Below are 16,977 nucleotides of genomic sequence, written 5' to 3' on the forward strand. Positions count from 1 at the left end.
TTAGGAGGTCTATAGAATGTACTGGTTAGTTAATGGTGGAATACTTATGTATTTTATAGTTTTTATGTCAATATTAGGGCTGTATGTAATAATAGAAAGAGCAATTTATTTTAGAGTAAATGAGAATATAGACATGTCTAGAATAAGACCTATATTACGTAGTGCAATTGAAAAGAATGATATTAAAGGGGCAATTACAACTTTAGGAAATCAAAAAAGTTCAACTGCTAAAGTTATAAAGGAAGTTTTAATCTATTGGTACAAAACAAGAAGTACAAATGTAGAGACATTAGAAGAGAAAGCTAGAGAAGTAGCTTTAGCTCAAGTTCCAAAATTAGAAAGAAATATGTGGCTTTTATCAGTAGTTGCTCATACAACACCATTAATTGGTTTATTAGGAACAGTTACAGGTATGATAAAAGCATTCCAAGCTGTATCATTACATGGAACAGGAGATGCATCTGTATTAGCAAGTGGAATATCTCAGGCTCTATTGACAACTGCAGGAGGATTATTTGTTGCTATTCCATCAATTATTTTATATAACTATTTTAATAAAAAAATTGATGATCAGATTAATGATATGGAAAAGGGTAGTGCAGAGTTAATAAACTACTTTAGAAAATAAAGGAGGGGGAGCATGAAACTTAATAGAATTAAAAGAAGATCAGGTAATTCTTTAATACTTGAATTAACTCCCTTAATAGACGTAGTATTTCTGTTGCTAATATTCTTTTTAGTTGCTACAACTTTTGAAGATGTTAATAGTAGTATAAAAATAGATTTACCTACATCTACGGTAAAAAGTACTAAGCCAGTTAATGAGTTGCAAGTTATTGTAACAAAAGATAAAGAATTTTTTATAAGTTATAAGGATAAAGGAAAAAGTAAGAGGGAAAAAGTAAGTGCTAAAGATTTAAAAGAGGAACTTGCACAAAAGCTTATTGAATCAGAAGATAAAAATGTTATCATTAGTGCTGACAAAAGTGTTAATCATGGTATAATTGTAGATACGATGACAGCAGCTAAAGAGGCAGGAGCTATTTCTTTAGATATAGATACAGCTTCGCCTGGAAAGTAGGTGCGAATCTATGAATAGACAAAATAATGATTTAAAAATATTTATAGCATCGGTAATCATAAACCTTCTTATTTTATTTTTGATTCCTGGAATTAAAATAGATGAAATAGTTGATAAAAAGTTAAAGGTTGGTTTAGTTTCTCTTGAAAAAAATACTAAAAGAACAACAACAAAGTCAGAGCCAAAGAAAAAAGTTACTCCTGTAAAAGAGGAGAAAAAAGAGGAAAAGAAAGTTGTTAAAAAAGAGGAACCTAAACCAGTAGAGGAAAAACAAGAAATAAAAGAAACTAAAAAACTTTCATTAGATGATTTAGCAAAAAGTATTTCAAAGAGAGAGACAGAGTTCTTAGCCATTGATAAACCTTCAACTAGAGAGATAAATAGTGATTTAAAGAATGAGTTATTAAACAAAAAAGATTTGCAAGAAGCTGAAAAAAAATCTTCAATAGATCCAACTAAAGATATAACAATATCTAAAGATGATACAATTTTAGATAAAAGTGTAGATTATCAGTTAGATGAAAGTAGTAAAGATTTAGCTTTTCAAGGAGAGGGAGAAGAGGAGCTAGGATTTAAAACTATGGTAGAAAAAAATGGAGCTGATGGACTTCCAAGTGGTTATAGATTAGGAGTAGAAGATGGAGATGTAGTTGCTAAATGGGATCAAGGAAATAGAGAACCTAGGTATCCAGAAGCTGCTCAGCTAAGAGGTATGCAAGGTAAAGTGTTATTAAAAATACAAATAGATGAAACAGGTAAAGTTACATCAGTATTTATAGAAAAGGGTAGTGGAGTTCCAGAAATAAATATGGCTATAGAGGAAATTGCAAGAACTTGGAGAATCTATTTAACAAAGAATGGATTAAATATAAAAGGGAATGTTAATTTAGAATATAGTTTTAAACTTTTAGGAGCTTCATAAATAGAAGTAAAAATTAGAGGATGGTGAAGAGATTTGACTCTTTTAGGATTTAGATTAGAAAATGAATTAAAAGATGAGTTAGAAAGTAATTTTGAAAATGAATTAAGGTTTGCAGAAAATATTAGTTCTTTTATGGAACTATTAAAAGAGAGAAAATATGAAGCTGTTGTAATTGATGAAACAAATTTACAACAAGATGCATTAGTTAACCTTGTTAAAAAAATTACAGAAACACATAAAAGATCAGTAATTATAATAATGGGAGAAACTTCAAACTTAAAATTAGTTGCAGGTGTTATAAAAGCAGGTGCTTATGACTATATTTTAAAACCAATTAGTCCAAAAGATGTTAATAAAATCTTAGAAAAAGCGGTAAAAGATCACAAACTTTTAGCTGAAAGAGTAGATAGAAATAAAAATACTGGGGACAAATTAATAGGACAAACAAAAGAGATTGTAGAAGTATATAAAATGATTGGAAGAGTTGCAAATAGTAGAATTCCAGTTTTAGTAGTGGGAGAGAAAGGAACTGGAAAAAGTAGTGTGGCAACAGCGATACATCAATTTAGTGATTGGAATACAAAGCCATTTTTATCAGTAAATTGTACATCTTTTCAGAATAACCTTTTAGAAAGAAAATTATTTGGTTATGAAAAAGGAGCCTTTGAAGGAGCCGCGTTTTTACAAATAGGAGATTTAGAAAAAGCTAATGGAGGAACGCTGCATCTAGGAAATATAGAGTCTTTAAGCTTAGATATGCAATCAAAGATTTTGTATTTATTACAAGAGGGAGAATTTTTTAGAATGGGTGGATCTGAACCTATCGAAATGGATATAAGAATAGTAGCTACTACAAGTGAAAATTTAGAAGAATTAATTAATAAAAAATTATTTATTGATGAATTGTATAATAAATTAAAAATATTAGAGATTAATATACCACCATTAAGAGAGAGAAAAGATGACATTCCATTTATAATAGACCATTATTTATCTAGTTGTAATGAAGAGTTACATAAAGCTGTAAAAGGTGTAAGTAAACCTGCGATGAAAAAAATAATGAGATATGATTGGCCAGGAAATGTAAATGAATTAAAAAATGCTATAAAGTCAGCAGTAGCTCTTTGTAGAGGAAGCTCTATTCTAGTTGAAGAATTACCTGGAAATGTAACAGGAAATAAAATATCTAAAAGAAAGGGAGATAACCAAAGTTGGGTATTAACTGATTGGATAGAGGGAGAGCTTCTAGGTTTAAAAAATAATAAACAAAATAACTATTATGGGATAATAATATCAAAAGTTGAAAAAGAGTTAATACGTCAAGTTTTAGAGGTAACAAGTGGTAAAAAAGTTGAAACGGCAGAGCTGCTTGGAATAACAAGGAATACATTGAGAACAAAGATGAATAACTATGGCTTAGAGTAAAACTCTAGGCCTTAGGAGGAAAAAAATGCACGTAACATTATATAGAAAATACAGACCAAAAGGTTTTGAAGAGATTGCAGGAGAACAAGAGATTGTTCAAACTTTAAAGAACTCATTGAAATCTAATAGGTTAGCACACGCTTATTTATTTACAGGACCTCGTGGTGTAGGAAAAACATCTATAGCTAGACTTATGGCAAAAGGTGTAAACTGTTTAACAAATGGCATAACAGATACACCTTGTAACGTATGTGAAAATTGCAAAGAGATTTCTATGGGAAATTTTTTAGATTTAATTGAAATAGATGCAGCTTCAAATAGAGGAATTGATGAAATAAGACAATTAAAAGAAAAGATAAATTATAGCCCAACTAAGGGAAGAAAAAAAGTTTACATAATAGATGAAGTTCATATGTTAACTAAAGAAGCTTTTAATGCTCTTTTAAAAACTTTAGAGGAGCCTCCAGAGCATGTTCTATTTATTTTAGCTACAACAGAGCCTGATAAAATTTTACCAACTATTATATCAAGATGTCAGAGATATGATTTTAAAAGTGTTAATTATAGAGATATGAGAGAGAAATTACTATATATAGTAGATAGCGAAGGATATAAAATAGATGAACCTAGTTTAGTAGCTATTTATGAAGCTTCTAGTGGAAGCATGAGAGATTCAATATCAATTTTAGAAAGACTTATGATAAATACAGAGGAAAAAAATATTGTAATTGAAAAAACAGAGGATGTATTAGGAATAACTCCTTTGAAAACTATAGATTTATTTATAGAAGCTATAGAGAATAAAAATCAGTCTCAAGGAATTGAACTTTTAGAAGATATCTGGAAAAATTCTATAGATATAGAGTTATTTTTTAAAGATTTAGCCAAAAGAGCTAAGGATAGAATTATAAAAGGTGATTTAGAAACTGAAAAAGGTCTAGAAATAATTGACACAATTTATGATATTTTATCGAAATTTCGTCATGAAGAGGATAAACGTCTAATTGGATATGTTATTTTAAATAGATTAACAGAAAGAAAAGAAAAAGAAATTATAGTTGAGAAAATCATAGAAAAAGTTCAAGAAGTAGATAAAACTACAATAGATGCTTTTGAAAATGAAGTAGAACAAGAAATCATGTCTAAAGTAACTTATGATGAAGTAAAAAAATCTTGGGATAGAATAATTGAAGAAGCTAAAAAAGTAAAAATGACTTTTGGAGCATTTTTAATTAAAGCATATTTTAAAGACTTTTCAAATAATACTTTAAGTATTGGTTTTGCAGAAGATCAAGGATTTGCAAAAAATATGATGGAAACAGAGCCATACAGAAGTTTATTTTTAGATGTAGTAAGAAAAGTTCTCAAATCAAAAGTTATGATAAAATATGAATTAAAAGAGGTTAATAAAAATAAAGATAGAGTAGATAATGAAGATTTTTCTAAAAAAATAATAGATTTTTTTGGTGGAGAAATAATATAGCTTAACAAAACTCTACCTTTATGGTATAATTATCCTGATAAAGTTTTAGGAGGATAAATGTTTTTAATAACAGGAATAATAATAGCAGCACTGTTCTTAGTTTCTACTTCAATGCCTTTTCTAAGTTGGGTATTACCATATTATAAAATTAAAAAATTAGAAAATGCAGATTTAAAAACTAAAATTATAGCCAATATAGTTGCTTTAGCTGCGATAGCTTGGGTAGATATACATTTTTTAGTAACTTATATTGGAGTTTTTGTTTCAATAGAGATACTTTATTATATATTAAAAAAATATGGTAAAAATATTCAGTATTTTGATAAGATTTTCATAACAAGCTTGATAATTGGTGCTGGAGTTTGTGTATATATATATTTTAATAGAGTTGGTTTAAATATAGGATTTGAACAATTAAAAAATTTATATTTACAAAAAACAACATTTACTCAATATGAAGTTGATATGGCATTTAAATATATTAAGGATAATTTTACATATTTAGTATTTGCATATTTAAACATGACAGTATTTTTAACATATTACTTTTTAAATAAAGAATCTTTTCTTAAATGGGAGGTTTCATACTTATGGTTAGTTCCTTATGTAGTAATATTCTTTATAGAAAAATATACTTCTCTTGGAGGAAATTTAACAGGTAATATACTAGAGGTACTAAAAATAGTTTACATTATGTATTTCATGAAAATTGTAGCAAGCATTTTAAATGAAAAAGTAAAAAAACAATCTTTATGTTTTACGGTAGGTGTATTTTTAGCTTTAATATCTCCAGAATTTGCATTTATTTTTGGAGCATTAGCTAGTGGAATAAAAATTAAAATAGTAAAATCATAAAATAATTAGGAGGAGTTTTTATGTCAAAAATACAAGTAATTTTAACAGCGGATGTGGCAGGACAAGGAAGAAAAGGAGAGATTGTAAGTGTTTCTGAAGGTTATGCAAAAAACTTCCTATTAAAAAATAATAAAGGAATTGTGGCAACTCCAGAGGAGTTAAAAAAGATAGAGAATAAAAAGATAAGGGATGCAAAAAAAGCTGAAGAAGAAAAAAAGAAAGCAATAGAAGTAAAAGCATTATTAGAGAGTAAAAAATTATCAATAGTTGGAAAAACAGGAGATAATGGAAAATTATTTGGAGCAATAACAAATAAAGAGATTTCTGCTGAATTAAAAAAAGAATTTGGATTAGATATAGATAGAAAAAAAATCGAGTGCACTATTAAGAGCTTAGGAGAACATAAAGTAATTGTAAAATTACATACAGATGTAAAGGCTGAGGTTTTAGTAGTTATAAAAGGATAGTGAAATATGGAAGATATAGAAAAACTTAGAAAAATTCCAAGCAGTTTAGAGGCTGAGAGGTCAGTTCTAGGTGGTATTTTTTTAAAGCCAGATATTTTTAGTGAGGTAATAGAAATTATTACCTCAAGTGATTTTTATAAAATGGCTCACAAAATAATTTTTGAAGTTATGCAAGAAGTATATGGCTCTGGCGAATCAATAGATCCAATAATAGTTATGGATAGACTTAAAAGAAAAGATAAGTTTGATGATATCGGTGGAGAAGCTATCTTTTATGAAATTATAGAAGAAGTGCCAACAGCAGCAAATATCTTGACTTATGCAAGAATTATAAAGGAAAAGGCAACTTTAAGAAAGCTTGGAGATATTGGAACTAAAATAGTAGAAATGACTTATGAAGGATATGAAGATGTGGATACTATATTAGATAAAGCTGAAGGAATGATATTTAAAGTTGCTGAAAGTAAAGAGTCAAAAGATATTGTTAGTTTAAAAGAAGTTGTAACAAATGAATTTGAAAGATTGGAACAACTTTTACAAAATAAAGGTGTAACAACAGGAATCTCAAGTGGATTCAAACATTTTGATGAAATGACAAGTGGATTTCATCCATCAGATTTAGTAATTTTAGCTGCTAGACCATCTATGGGAAAAACAGCCTTTGCGCTAAACTTAGCTTTAAATGCAGCTATGAAAGCTGAAAAAGGTGTTTTAGTATTTAGTTTGGAGATGTCGAGTTCCCAATTATTACAAAGACTTTTAGCTATAGAAGCTGGTATAGGATTACAAAAAATCAGAAATGGATTTTTAGGAGAAGATGATTGGGGAAAATTAGGAATTGCCAGTGGTAAATTGGCAAATGCTGAAATAAATATAGCAGATGTTCCCAATGTAAATGTTTTAGAGATTAGATCTATAGCAAGAAGATTAAAAGCTGCTGGAAAATTAGACATGATTTTAATTGACTACTTACAACTTATAAAAGGAACAAGTGGAAAATCAGACAATAGACAGCAAGAGATCTCTGATATCTCAAGATCATTAAAAGGGATAGCTAGAGAGTTAGATATACCGATAATTGCATTATCGCAGCTTTCTCGTGCTCCAGAACAAAGAGCTGATAGAAGACCAATGCTATCAGACTTAAGAGAATCAGGAGCAATTGAGCAAGATGCTGATATGGTTGTATTTTTATATAGAGATGATTATTATAATGATGAGTCTGAACAAAAAGGTATAACAGAAGTTATCATAGGAAAGCAAAGAAATGGACCAGTTGGAACTGTAAACTTGAAGTTCTTCCACGAAATTACCAAGTTTGGAGATTACACAACTAAGGTTGAATAGAAAGGTGAGAAAAAAATGAAAAGAGCAGAATTATTAGCTCCAGCAGGAAATATGGAAAAGTTAAAAATGGCTTTCCATTATGGAGCAGACGCAGTATTCTTAGGAGGAAAAATGTTTAACCTAAGAGCTGGAAGTCACAACTTTAATGATGAGGAGTTAAAAGAGGCTGTTGAATATGCACATTCAATGGAAAAAAGAGTATATGTAGCTCTTAATATAATACCTCATAATAATGAATTAGAGTTATTACCAGATTATGTAAAATATTTAGAAGAGATTGGAGTAGATGGTGTAATAGTTGCAGACTTAGGAGTATTCCAAGTTGTAAAAGAACATACTAACTTAAATATAAGTGTAAGTACTCAAGCAAGTAATACTAACTGGCGTTCAGTAAAAATGTGGAAAGATTTAGGAGCTAAAAGAGTAGTTTTAGCAAGAGAAATATCTTTAGATAACATTGCTGAAATAAGAGCTAAAGTACCTGATATTGAGTTAGAAGTATTTGTTCACGGAGCAATGTGCATGTCAGTTTCTGGAAGATGTTTACTAAGTAACTATATGACTGGTAGAGATGCTAATAGAGGAGATTGTGCTCAATCATGTAGATGGAAGTATAATTTAGTTGAAGAAACAAGACCAAATGAGTATATGCCTGTTTACGAGGATGAAAGAGGAACGTATATATTCAATTCAAAAGATTTATGTACAATAGAGATTATAGATAAAATTCTTGATTTAGGAGTAGACTCTTTAAAAATTGAGGGTAGAATGAAAGGTATTTATTATGTTTCAAATGCTGTAAAAGTATACAAAGAAGCAATAAATAAGTATTATGCAGGAGAATATGAGTATGACCCAACTTGGATGGAAGAGATTCAATCAACATCTAATAGATCATACACTCAAGGATTCTATCATGGGCAACCAGGAGCAGAAGCTAATAACTATAACGATAGAAATTCTTATAGTCAAACACACCAATTAGTTGCTAAAATAGAGGAAAAAATTGGAGAAAATGAATATGTTTTAGGAATTAGAAATAGAGTTTTAGCAGGAGAATCTTTAGAAGTTATAACTACTTCAGGAAAACCTAGAGTAATTGTAATGCCTAAGATGACTTTAATAACTAAAGCAGGAGAAGAAGTGGTAGAAGCTGCTAATCCAAATTCAACTGTAAAGGTAGTTTTAGAGGGTGGATTTGAAGCTATGGATATGATTAGAAGAGTTAAAGAGGCTCAAGAGTAATAAAAAAAGAGGCAATGCCTCTTTTTTTATTTAATTAATTATTTTTTGAATCTTTTATTTTTTTCTCAGTAGCTCTTATAAATCTAGGAATGAACCATTCCTTTTCTTCTTCTTCTTTTTGATCTTTCTTTGTATAAATTCTTTGAAGTTCATCATAGTATGCTTGAGATTCTCCGCTGAATTCATTTTTATCCTTTATAGGATATTTTTTTAAATTTGGGAAATTTTTATCTAATGTAGCATTCCACTCTTCTACTTGTGCTTTATGTAAAGATAAGAATAAATCAACATCTCCTGTAAATTTAATCTCTTTAATAACATCTCCAACTTCTAATTTTTTGATATTGTTGAAATCTTTTTCTTCAATATATTCTCCAAATATAGTATGCTTATTGTTTAGCCAATCAGCAGGATAAAGAGTAAAGAAGAATTGAGATCCTCCTGTTTCAGGTCCTGTATTTGCCATTGCTAACATTCCTGGTTGATAGAAATCTAACCATTTAGAGAATTCATCAGGAATAGAGTAACCAGGTCCTCCATCTCCTCTTCCAGTAGGGTCTCCACCTTGAACCACAAAATTTTCTACAGCTCTATGAATTTTTGTATTGTCATAGAATCCTCTTTTTGCAAGGTTTATAAAATTAGCTACAGTTACTGGGGAAGCTTCTGGATATAAATAAAAACTAATATCCCCTTGTGTTGTTACAAAAGTAGCTCTAATATCGTTATATTTTACTGCTTGAGTTTTACTAGTAGATGAACAACTCACCATTACAGCTAACATCACTACTAGAGATAGTAATTTAATGATTTTTTTCATATATGCCCTCCTGTTTTTTCTGCTAGTATTATACTATATAAAAACCTATTTTACAAAGTACTTTTGTAAACTTTTTGTAGATAGGGTTAAAGCTATGGATAAAACAATAAGTAATACAGATAATGCATTTACAACTGGAGAAACTCCTAACCTTATCATAGAGTATATTCTTAATGGTAATGTAGAAGATCCAGGTCCAGCAACAAAGAACGTTGTAACGAAATCATCAAATGATAAAGTTAAAGCCATTAAAAATCCAGATATTATAGCAGGCATTAACATAGGTAAAATTACCTTTTTCAATGTTTGAAACTCATTAGCACCAAGATCATAAGCGGCCTCAACAATAGAGTAGTCAAACTCTCCAAGTCTAGATAAAACAATAAATAAAACAAAAGGTATATTAAATGTTGTATGGGCTATAAAAATACTAGTTAATCCTAATTCTAACTTTACTGTAGCAAACATAATTAGAAGAGAAACTCCTAGAATTATATCGGGAATAACTAAAGGTAAAAAAGTAATAACTTTTAAATAATTTTTATGTTTAAAGTTATACCAATGTATACCAATAGCTCCTAAAGTTCCAATTAGTGTCGATATTGTACTAGATAAAACTCCGATTATTAAACTATATTTAAAAGCTTTCCAAATATTATCAGAATATAAAAATAGCTCTTTATACCATTTCATTGAGAATCCTTGCCAAGTACTAGATCTACCTTCATTAAAGGAATACATAACAAGAATTACTAGTGGTAAATAAAAGAATATCATAGAAAGAATAAAGAAAAATAAAGATGTTCTTCTTTTATTCATCACTTACCTCCTTAGATTTTTTTTCAGCTCTCATAAAAATTAATAGAGCAATTGATGTAACTAAGATAAGCATAGCAGATATAGCCGAGGCTAAAGGCCAGTTTCTTGTTACAGTTAAATGTTGGGCAATGATATTTCCAAGCATAGTAGCCTGAGTACCACCGACAAGTTTAGGGATTGCGTATGACCCCATTGCAGGAATAAAAGTAAATAAAATAGCTGTAATGATACCAGATTTAATATTTGGTAAAAATACTTTTCTAAAAGCTTGACTATTAGTAGCTCCTAAATCTCTTGCAGCTTCAACTAGAGAAAAATCAAATTTTTCAATAATTGCATAAAGTGGTAATATAGCAAAGGGTAAACTAGTATAAACAGTTATTAAAATAACCGATCCAGTGTTATATAATAGCTTTAATGGAGTTTCAATTATTCCTAATTTAATTAAAAATGTATTTAAAAATCCATTTGAACCTAAAATCGATATCCAAGCGTATATTCTAATTAGAAAATTAGTCCAAAATGGAATAATAACAAGGATAAGTAATTCTTGTCTAAATTTAGACCTAGCAATAAAGTATGCAGTAGGAACAGCTAAAAGTACTGTTATAAGAGTCACAGCTATAGATATATATATTGTTCTAAATAATATTTTCAAAAATATAGGCTCAAAAAATACATTGAAATTTTTGAGAGTGAAGATCATTTGAACTCCACCATAAGTTCCTTTTGTTAAAAAAGCATAACTTAAAACAATAAGCATTGGAATGACAAAGAATACAGACATCCAAAGAGTTAAAGGAATACTGTAAAAACTTCCAGAAGATATTTTTTTCAATTATATCACCTCAACTAAGAAGCTATCATCAGCATGCCAAGATATATAGGCATCTTCATCCCAGTGTATTGTATCATTGTCTTCTTCATCAAAATAAACAGCGTGCTGTTTAAAAGCTTTAAATAGAATATTTTTATCACCATTTACCCAAACAAAATATTTACTTTGGAATCCTGAATAAATAAGTTCGTCTACATAAACTTTTAGAGTATTGTGTTTATTTGAAAGTCCAGTAGGTATATGTTTAGAAACTCTAATTTTTTCAGGTCTTATTGAAACTCTGATTTTATCTCCAACTTTAACAGGTTTATCTAATTCAAAAATTAATTCATCTAGAGATTCACTTTGAATTTTTCCATATGTTTCATCAAAAATTTCAGTTACAACACCCTCAAAAAAGTTATTCTCACCAATAAAATCAGCTACAAATGAATCAGCAGGAGCTTCATAAACTTCAGCAGGAGTTCCTACTTGTAAAATCTCTCCTTTATTCATAACTGCAATACGATCAGAGATAGATAGGGCCTCTTGTTGATCATGTGTAATGAAAATAAAAGTTATTCCTACTTCATCATGAATATTATCAAGCTCAATTAAAAGATTCTGTCTTAACTTAGCGTCTAATGCTGATAAAGGTTCATCTAATAGTAAAACACCAGGTTTATTGATAAGAGCTCTAGCAATTGAAACTCTTTGTTGTTGTCCACCAGAAAGTTGATTAGGCTTTTTGTACATATGATCTTTTAAATCAACAAGTTCGATGAATCTTTTTACTTCAATATCAATTGTTTTCTCATCAACCTTTTTTAACCTAAGAGGAAAGGCTACATTTTCATAAACTGTTAAATGAGGAAACAAAGCATATTTTTGGAAGATTGTATTTACGTTCCTTTTATTTGGGGCTAATTCAACTATATTCTCATCTCCTAAATAGATTGCTCCACTATCAGGAGTTATAAATCCTGCAATCATTCTTAAAAGAGTAGTCTTACCACATCCAGATGGACCCAAAATAGAAAAAAACTCTCCATCTTTAATATTTAAGTTAATATTTTTTAAAACATCAACTCCGTCGAAACTTTTCTTAATATCGACAATTTTAATATCTGTTTTTTTCAATTTTACCTCCTAATATATAATAAATTTGTTCACAATAATAATATTCTATCACATTTAACAAATAAAATAAACCAGTTTATTTGTTATAAATAAAAAAGAATCCTAGCTAGACTAGGATTCTTAAATTTTTTTAGAAATGAGCAGGTTCTACGTGACCGTAATCTCCATTTCTTTTTTTATAAACAATATTCATATCACCAGTTTCTGAATTTGTAAAAACATAGAAGTCTTTATTTAAAGCTTCTAATTGTAATATAGCTTCTTCTACATCCATAGGTCTAGGATTAACTGTGATACTCTCAATTTTTTTCGTAAATTCAACAGTAATTGAGTTATCAGAAGATTCGAATGTAATTTTTTTAGCAGTAGGAATATTAGGTAAAGAGTGGTTATTATCTCTTAATTTTTCCTTATGCTTTTTAATTTGTTTTGCTAAAATTTCAGTTACACGATCTATTGCATTATAAAGGTCGTCATCTGTATAAACACCCTTAATCACATTTCCGTTCACATGAACTCTGGCATCGACTCTTTGTAGAGGTCCTGTTTTTGATTTTGTAGCAGATAAAGTAACGTTTACAGTTAAGATGTTATCGAAGAATTTTTTTAATTTAGAAAAATTCTTTTCGCAATGACTTTTGATGGCGTCAGTAATAACAAGATCTCCGTTAGTATTATAGTTTATTCTCATACAAACCACCCCTTATGGATATTTATGTAGCTTTCTTACCCTATCTATACCTTTATTCTGAAAGAATTCCTTTTTTTAAGAATAATTTTTTATTAGATATCTCAGCAAGCTCTCTTGAATGTGTTACTGTTATGATTGTTTGACGTTTTTTGCTATTAATTTGTTTGAAAATATTAAAAATTTTTTCACTTGTCTCATTATCTAAGTTTCCAGTAGGCTCATCTAAAAGTAAAATTTTAGGATTATTTATTAGAGCTCTTGCGATAGCTACTCTTTGTTTTTCTCCACCAGAAAGTTCAGTTGGTTTATGGTTAGCTCTATGATCGACCCCAACCTCTTTGAGAAGTTCAAGAGCTCTTCTTTCAATCTCTCTCTTTTTAGAATAATCTTGTGTTAAAGCTGGAATCATGACATTTTCAAGAGCTGTAAATTCAGGTAAAAGATAATGAAATTGAAAAACAAAACCAATTTTTTTATTTCGTACTAAATCAATATTAGAACTATTTACAGATATATTTTCATTATCAATATAAATATTTCCAGAAGTAGGAGAATCCAGAAGACCAATTAAATTTAAAAGTGTAGTTTTTCCAGAACCAGATTGTCCCAGAATAGAGATAAAATCACCTTCTTCAATTTGTAAATTTAAGTTTTTAATAATTTCTAAGGTCTCTGTTTTAGTTGAATAATTTTTACAAATATTTTTTAATTCAAGCACAATATTTTTAGTCATGTCTTAAAGCCTCCACAATTTTTAATTTTCCAGCTCTATATGCAGGAAATACACTAGATAAGAATATTAATAATATATTAGCTCCTACAATAGTTAGTAACTCTTTTAACGATAACTCTATTGGAACTTTTGTTAAATAATATATGGAAGATATACCTGGAAGAGAGTATGTTTTAATATACCAAAGTAAAAATAAAGATATAGCAACTCCAAAAATAATTCCAGTTAAACCTAATATTATTCCTTGTATTAAAAATATTTTAATAATAGAGCTATGAGATATTCCGACTGATCTCATAATTCCTATATATCTAATTTTTTCTCTTACCATTGTATTTAAAATTACCCAAACTACAAAACCAGCTATAATAACAATTAATGAGAAACCTATAATCATTACTGTTTTTTCAAGAGTAAGAGCTTTTAAAAGATTCTGATTTAGACTTCCCCAAGTTCTATTATAAAGACCTGTATCAAAATAAATTTTATTAGAAATTTTATCAGCATCATATGGATTTTTTAAAATTAAATCGATTGAACTAATTGTTCCATCTCTTTCTGTTATATACTGGGCAGTTTGAAGAGGTAAAATAATCATTGATAAATCATAATCGTAGTATCCACTTTGAAAAGTTCCCATTATTTCTAACTGTAATTCCTTATTATTTGCAGAAATTATACTAATAGGATCTCCAATATTCCCACCAATTCTATTTAAAAGTTCTTCTCCAATTAAAACACCTTTTTTATTTGATAAATCAATACTTCCTCTTTTAATTTTACTTTCTAAATTAAGAGCAGGAATAGCTTTTTTTAAATCTAATCCATCTAACTTAACTCCAGAAACATAAGTTCCTAAAATTCCATTATATTTAACAATTCCTTGACTAGAAACTTTAGGAATTACTCCTTTAACTTCTGGATATTTTTCAAATGTATTTTCTAAAGAATCATAATTTTTTAAGTTTTCATTACCAATAACAGTAACATGACTAGATAGAGAAAGAATACTATCAATCATATTTTTATTTAATCCATTTGAAATACCAATAGATACAGTAAGAACGATAATACCAATAGCGATACCTATAATACCAATAAAACTTTGTTTCTTATGTTCAAAAATATGTTTTTTAGCTATAAAAAATTCAAATAACATAGTTCACCTCGTAGTTAGTTAGTAAAAAGAGTTTTTATTAAAATCTCTTTCAATTCATCAGTTGTAATTTCAGTATTTAAAGCTTTTTTAAGTTCTGTAAGTTGTTTATTTCCTAAATATTTTTCATCAATAATATTGTCTACATAGAGCATATCGATTTCTTGGGGAGAAAGTTTATTAATCGTCTTTAAAAAAAGATCTCCATAATTTTTAAATTTTTGATTACCAATCCCTCTGATTTTTAACATTTCCCAACGATTTTGCGGCTTTTTTTCAGCCATTTCCATAAGAGTTAAATCTGAAAAAATAATATAGGGAGGAACTCCCTCTTTTTGAGCAATCTCTTTTCTTAAGTTATTTAATGTTTCAAAAAGCGGATCTTCAAAATAATCAAATGTTACAGATTCATTAACCCTTCTAAATACAGCTTTGATATTCTTTAAAACTTCAAAGGCTTTAGGAGTTAATTTGAGTGTAGGAAAACTTCCGGCACTTTGTTCTAAATAGTTTTCAGATATGAGATAGTATATAAACTCTTCAAGATTAGTTCGATTATAAGAGGACATAATTCCAAATGTAGTAAGTTTAAAATACTCTTTTCTTTCAATTTTTGTATCAATTTTTCCCATTAAAATATTAGTTAGAGTAGAGATACCAATACTTTCTTTTGTACGACCGATGCATGAAAAAACTTTTTGTGCATCTAGGGTAAAGGATTTAACATCTTTAAAATTTTTACAATTACCACAATTACCACAGTAATTTTTAATTCTTTTATCACCAAAATACTTTAAAATATATTCTCTATAACAACTTTCTAAGTAAGCGTAATCAATCATTTGATCGAGTTTTTTTCTTTTTGTATTTTTTAAATGATTTGAACTTTCTTCATTTTGTTCAATTAGAAACTCTTGAGTAGAAACATCTTCTTCGAAGAAAAGTAGTATTGCTTCAGAAGGTGCACCATCTCTTCCAGCTCTTCCAGCTTCTTGATAGTAACTTTCCAAATCTTTTGGAATATTTCGATGTATTACATACCTAACATTAGATTTATCAATACCCATTCCAAAAGCATTAGTAGCAATCATAACTTTAACGTCATCTCTTAAAAACTTATCCTGAAACTCTGTACGTTCTTTTTCATCTAAACCAGCATGATATTTTCCCACACTAAATCCTTTAAGTTGTAAATAACCATATAAATTATCAACTTCTTTACGAGTAGCAGCGTATATTATTCCAGATTTTTTTGAATTTCTTTTTAAATATTCACTGATAAATGCTTCTGGAACAACTCCCTTTTCAACTTTAAAAGTAATATTTTCTCTGTCAAATCCATCAACAGAAACTTTAGGGTTTTGTAAATTAAGTTTTTCAATTATATCTTGTCGAACTTTACTTGTAGCAGTGGCAGTAAGTGCTAAAATTTGCGGTCGTTGATTGATTTTATTTAAAAAATCTGGAATTTCTAGATAACTTTTTCTAAAGTCATGTCCCCATTGAGAAATACAGTGAGCTTCATCAACAGCAATCATAGATAGTTGTATATTTTTTATAAAGTTTATAAATTTTTCATTTGCTAATCTTTCTGGTGCAATATAAAGAATTTTGATACTTTTATTTCTAATTCCTTGAACTAATTTAAGATATTCCTCTTTACTCAGTGTAGAGTTTAAAAATCCAGCTCTTACACCTAAATATTTTAAAGAATCTACTTGATCTTTCATTAAGGAGATAAGAGGAGAGATAACAATGGTAAGGTGAGGATAAATTAAAGCTGGAATTTGATAGCAGATAGATTTTCCACCACCAGTTGACATAACACCTAAAGTATCTTTTTTAGAAAGGATATTATTTATAATTATATCTTGTCCTTTTCTAAAATTTTCATATCCATAAATAGTTTTTAGTAACTCTTTTGCTTTTGTTTTCATAACTTCCTTTCTTTTTAAAAGTTAATTTCTTAATAGATT

At 28.6% G+C, this 16,977-nt stretch carries 17 protein-coding genes; 9 read left to right on the plus strand and 8 right to left on the minus strand.

From position 1 onward, the window contains the following. The first annotated feature begins 16 nt into the window (after nt 1-16). From MKD34_RS03425 to MKD34_RS03465, 9 genes are read left to right on the plus strand one after another with little or no spacing between them, the layout of a single operon-like run. Nucleotides 17-628, plus strand: a complete 612-nt coding sequence (locus tag MKD34_RS03425) for a MotA/TolQ/ExbB proton channel family protein (RefSeq protein WP_023049571.1) — start codon at nt 17-19, stop codon at nt 626-628. A gap of 12 nt (nt 629-640) precedes the next feature. Further along, nucleotides 641-1,081: an ExbD/TolR family protein gene (locus MKD34_RS03430; RefSeq protein WP_185891736.1), complete on the plus strand. Its 441-nt coding sequence runs from the start codon at nt 641-643 to the stop codon at nt 1,079-1,081. A 10-nt stretch (nt 1,082-1,091) separates the two neighbouring features. Continuing rightward, the gene (locus tag MKD34_RS03435) at nt 1,092-2,003 is read left to right on the plus strand and encodes an energy transducer TonB (protein WP_240219723.1); all 912 of its coding nucleotides are present in this window, start codon (nt 1,092-1,094) and stop codon (nt 2,001-2,003) included. A 33-nt stretch (nt 2,004-2,036) separates the two neighbouring features. Then, entirely contained in the window at nt 2,037-3,428 is a 1,392-nt protein-coding gene (locus MKD34_RS03440) for a sigma-54-dependent transcriptional regulator (protein WP_240219724.1), read from the plus strand. 25 nt (nt 3,429-3,453) lie between these two features. Then, nucleotides 3,454-4,911 carry a DNA polymerase III subunit gamma/tau gene (dnaX, locus tag MKD34_RS03445; protein ID WP_240219725.1) on the plus strand — a complete coding sequence of 486 codons (1,458 nt, stop codon included), beginning with the start codon at nt 3,454-3,456 and terminating at the stop codon, nt 4,909-4,911. 57 nt (nt 4,912-4,968) lie between these two features. Beyond that, nucleotides 4,969-5,766 carry a hypothetical protein gene (locus MKD34_RS03450; RefSeq protein WP_240219726.1) on the plus strand — a complete coding sequence of 266 codons (798 nt, stop codon included), beginning with the start codon at nt 4,969-4,971 and terminating at the stop codon, nt 5,764-5,766. A 20-nt stretch (nt 5,767-5,786) separates the two neighbouring features. Beyond that, nucleotides 5,787-6,233 (plus strand): 50S ribosomal protein L9, encoded by a 447-nt coding sequence (gene rplI, locus MKD34_RS03455; protein ID WP_240219727.1) that lies wholly within the window; start codon nt 5,787-5,789, stop codon nt 6,231-6,233. A 6-nt stretch (nt 6,234-6,239) separates the two neighbouring features. Continuing rightward, the gene (gene dnaB, locus MKD34_RS03460) at nt 6,240-7,580 is read left to right on the plus strand and encodes a replicative DNA helicase (RefSeq protein ID WP_240219728.1); all 1,341 of its coding nucleotides are present in this window, start codon (nt 6,240-6,242) and stop codon (nt 7,578-7,580) included. A 15-nt stretch (nt 7,581-7,595) separates the two neighbouring features. Beyond that, nucleotides 7,596-8,825: a peptidase U32 family protein gene (locus tag MKD34_RS03465; RefSeq protein WP_240219729.1), complete on the plus strand. Its 1,230-nt coding sequence runs from the start codon at nt 7,596-7,598 to the stop codon at nt 8,823-8,825. A 34-nt stretch (nt 8,826-8,859) separates the two neighbouring features. On the opposite strand, the gene MKD34_RS03470 is transcribed toward MKD34_RS03465, so the two are convergent. The 8 genes from MKD34_RS03470 to recQ all read right to left on the minus strand — a co-directional run bounded on the left by MKD34_RS03470 (nt 8,860) and on the right by recQ (nt 16,938). Further along, nucleotides 8,860-9,645, minus strand: a complete 786-nt coding sequence (locus MKD34_RS03470; protein WP_023049580.1) for a peptidylprolyl isomerase — start codon at nt 9,643-9,645, stop codon at nt 8,860-8,862. A 45-nt stretch (nt 9,646-9,690) separates the two neighbouring features. After that, nucleotides 9,691-10,464 (minus strand): ABC transporter permease, encoded by a 774-nt coding sequence (locus tag MKD34_RS03475; RefSeq protein ID WP_240219730.1) that lies wholly within the window; start codon nt 10,462-10,464, stop codon nt 9,691-9,693. Next, a complete protein-coding gene (locus MKD34_RS03480; RefSeq protein ID WP_240219731.1) occupies nt 10,457-11,302 on the minus strand; it encodes an ABC transporter permease in 846 nt (281 codons plus the stop codon). The genes MKD34_RS03475 and MKD34_RS03480 overlap by 8 nt, the downstream gene beginning before the upstream one ends. Next, complete coding sequence (locus MKD34_RS03485) at nt 11,303-12,421, minus strand: ABC transporter ATP-binding protein (protein ID WP_240219732.1); 1,119 nt, start codon at nt 12,419-12,421, stop codon at nt 11,303-11,305. Nucleotides 12,422-12,551: 130 nt separating this feature from the next. Next, nucleotides 12,552-13,112, minus strand: coding sequence for a ribosome hibernation-promoting factor, HPF/YfiA family (hpf, locus tag MKD34_RS03490; RefSeq protein WP_240219733.1), 561 nt, complete (start codon nt 13,110-13,112; stop codon nt 12,552-12,554). A 52-nt stretch (nt 13,113-13,164) separates the two neighbouring features. Continuing rightward, a complete protein-coding gene (locus tag MKD34_RS03495; protein WP_240219734.1) occupies nt 13,165-13,845 on the minus strand; it encodes an ABC transporter ATP-binding protein in 681 nt (226 codons plus the stop codon). Beyond that, nucleotides 13,838-15,004, minus strand: a complete 1,167-nt coding sequence (locus MKD34_RS03500; RefSeq protein WP_240219735.1) for an ABC transporter permease — start codon at nt 15,002-15,004, stop codon at nt 13,838-13,840. Before MKD34_RS03500 ends, MKD34_RS03495 begins: the two co-directional genes overlap by 8 nt. Nucleotides 15,005-15,018: 14 nt before the next feature. Then, the gene (recQ, locus tag MKD34_RS03505) at nt 15,019-16,938 is read right to left on the minus strand and encodes a DNA helicase RecQ (RefSeq protein WP_240219736.1); all 1,920 of its coding nucleotides are present in this window, start codon (nt 16,936-16,938) and stop codon (nt 15,019-15,021) included. Between the last annotated feature and the right edge of the window lie 39 nt (nt 16,939-16,977).

This window comes from Cetobacterium somerae (genome assembly GCF_022430525.1).
Taxonomy (GTDB): domain Bacteria; phylum Fusobacteriota; class Fusobacteriia; order Fusobacteriales; family Fusobacteriaceae; genus Cetobacterium_A.

Coding starts and splice junctions, on each gene's coding strand:
- dnaX (WP_240219725.1), top strand. CDS start 3,454: ATGCACGTAACATTATATAGAAAATACAGACCAAAAGGTTTTGAAGAG.
- MKD34_RS03495 (WP_240219734.1), bottom strand. CDS start 13,845: ATGACTAAAAATATTGTGCTTGAATTAAAAAATATTTGTAAAAATTAT.
- MKD34_RS03470 (WP_023049580.1), bottom strand. CDS start 9,645: ATGAAAAAAATCATTAAATTACTATCTCTAGTAGTGATGTTAGCTGTA.
- MKD34_RS03435 (WP_240219723.1), top strand. CDS start 1,092: ATGAATAGACAAAATAATGATTTAAAAATATTTATAGCATCGGTAATC.
- recQ (WP_240219736.1), bottom strand. CDS start 16,938: ATGAAAACAAAAGCAAAAGAGTTACTAAAAACTATTTATGGATATGAA.
- MKD34_RS03465 (WP_240219729.1), top strand. CDS start 7,596: ATGAAAAGAGCAGAATTATTAGCTCCAGCAGGAAATATGGAAAAGTTA.
- MKD34_RS03425 (WP_023049571.1), top strand. CDS start 17: ATGTACTGGTTAGTTAATGGTGGAATACTTATGTATTTTATAGTTTTT.
- dnaB (WP_240219728.1), top strand. CDS start 6,240: ATGGAAGATATAGAAAAACTTAGAAAAATTCCAAGCAGTTTAGAGGCT.
- MKD34_RS03430 (WP_185891736.1), top strand. CDS start 641: ATGAAACTTAATAGAATTAAAAGAAGATCAGGTAATTCTTTAATACTT.
- hpf (WP_240219733.1), bottom strand. CDS start 13,112: ATGAGAATAAACTATAATACTAACGGAGATCTTGTTATTACTGACGCC.
- MKD34_RS03500 (WP_240219735.1), bottom strand. CDS start 15,004: ATGTTATTTGAATTTTTTATAGCTAAAAAACATATTTTTGAACATAAG.
- MKD34_RS03450 (WP_240219726.1), top strand. CDS start 4,969: ATGTTTTTAATAACAGGAATAATAATAGCAGCACTGTTCTTAGTTTCT.
- MKD34_RS03475 (WP_240219730.1), bottom strand. CDS start 10,464: ATGAATAAAAGAAGAACATCTTTATTTTTCTTTATTCTTTCTATGATA.
- rplI (WP_240219727.1), top strand. CDS start 5,787: ATGTCAAAAATACAAGTAATTTTAACAGCGGATGTGGCAGGACAAGGA.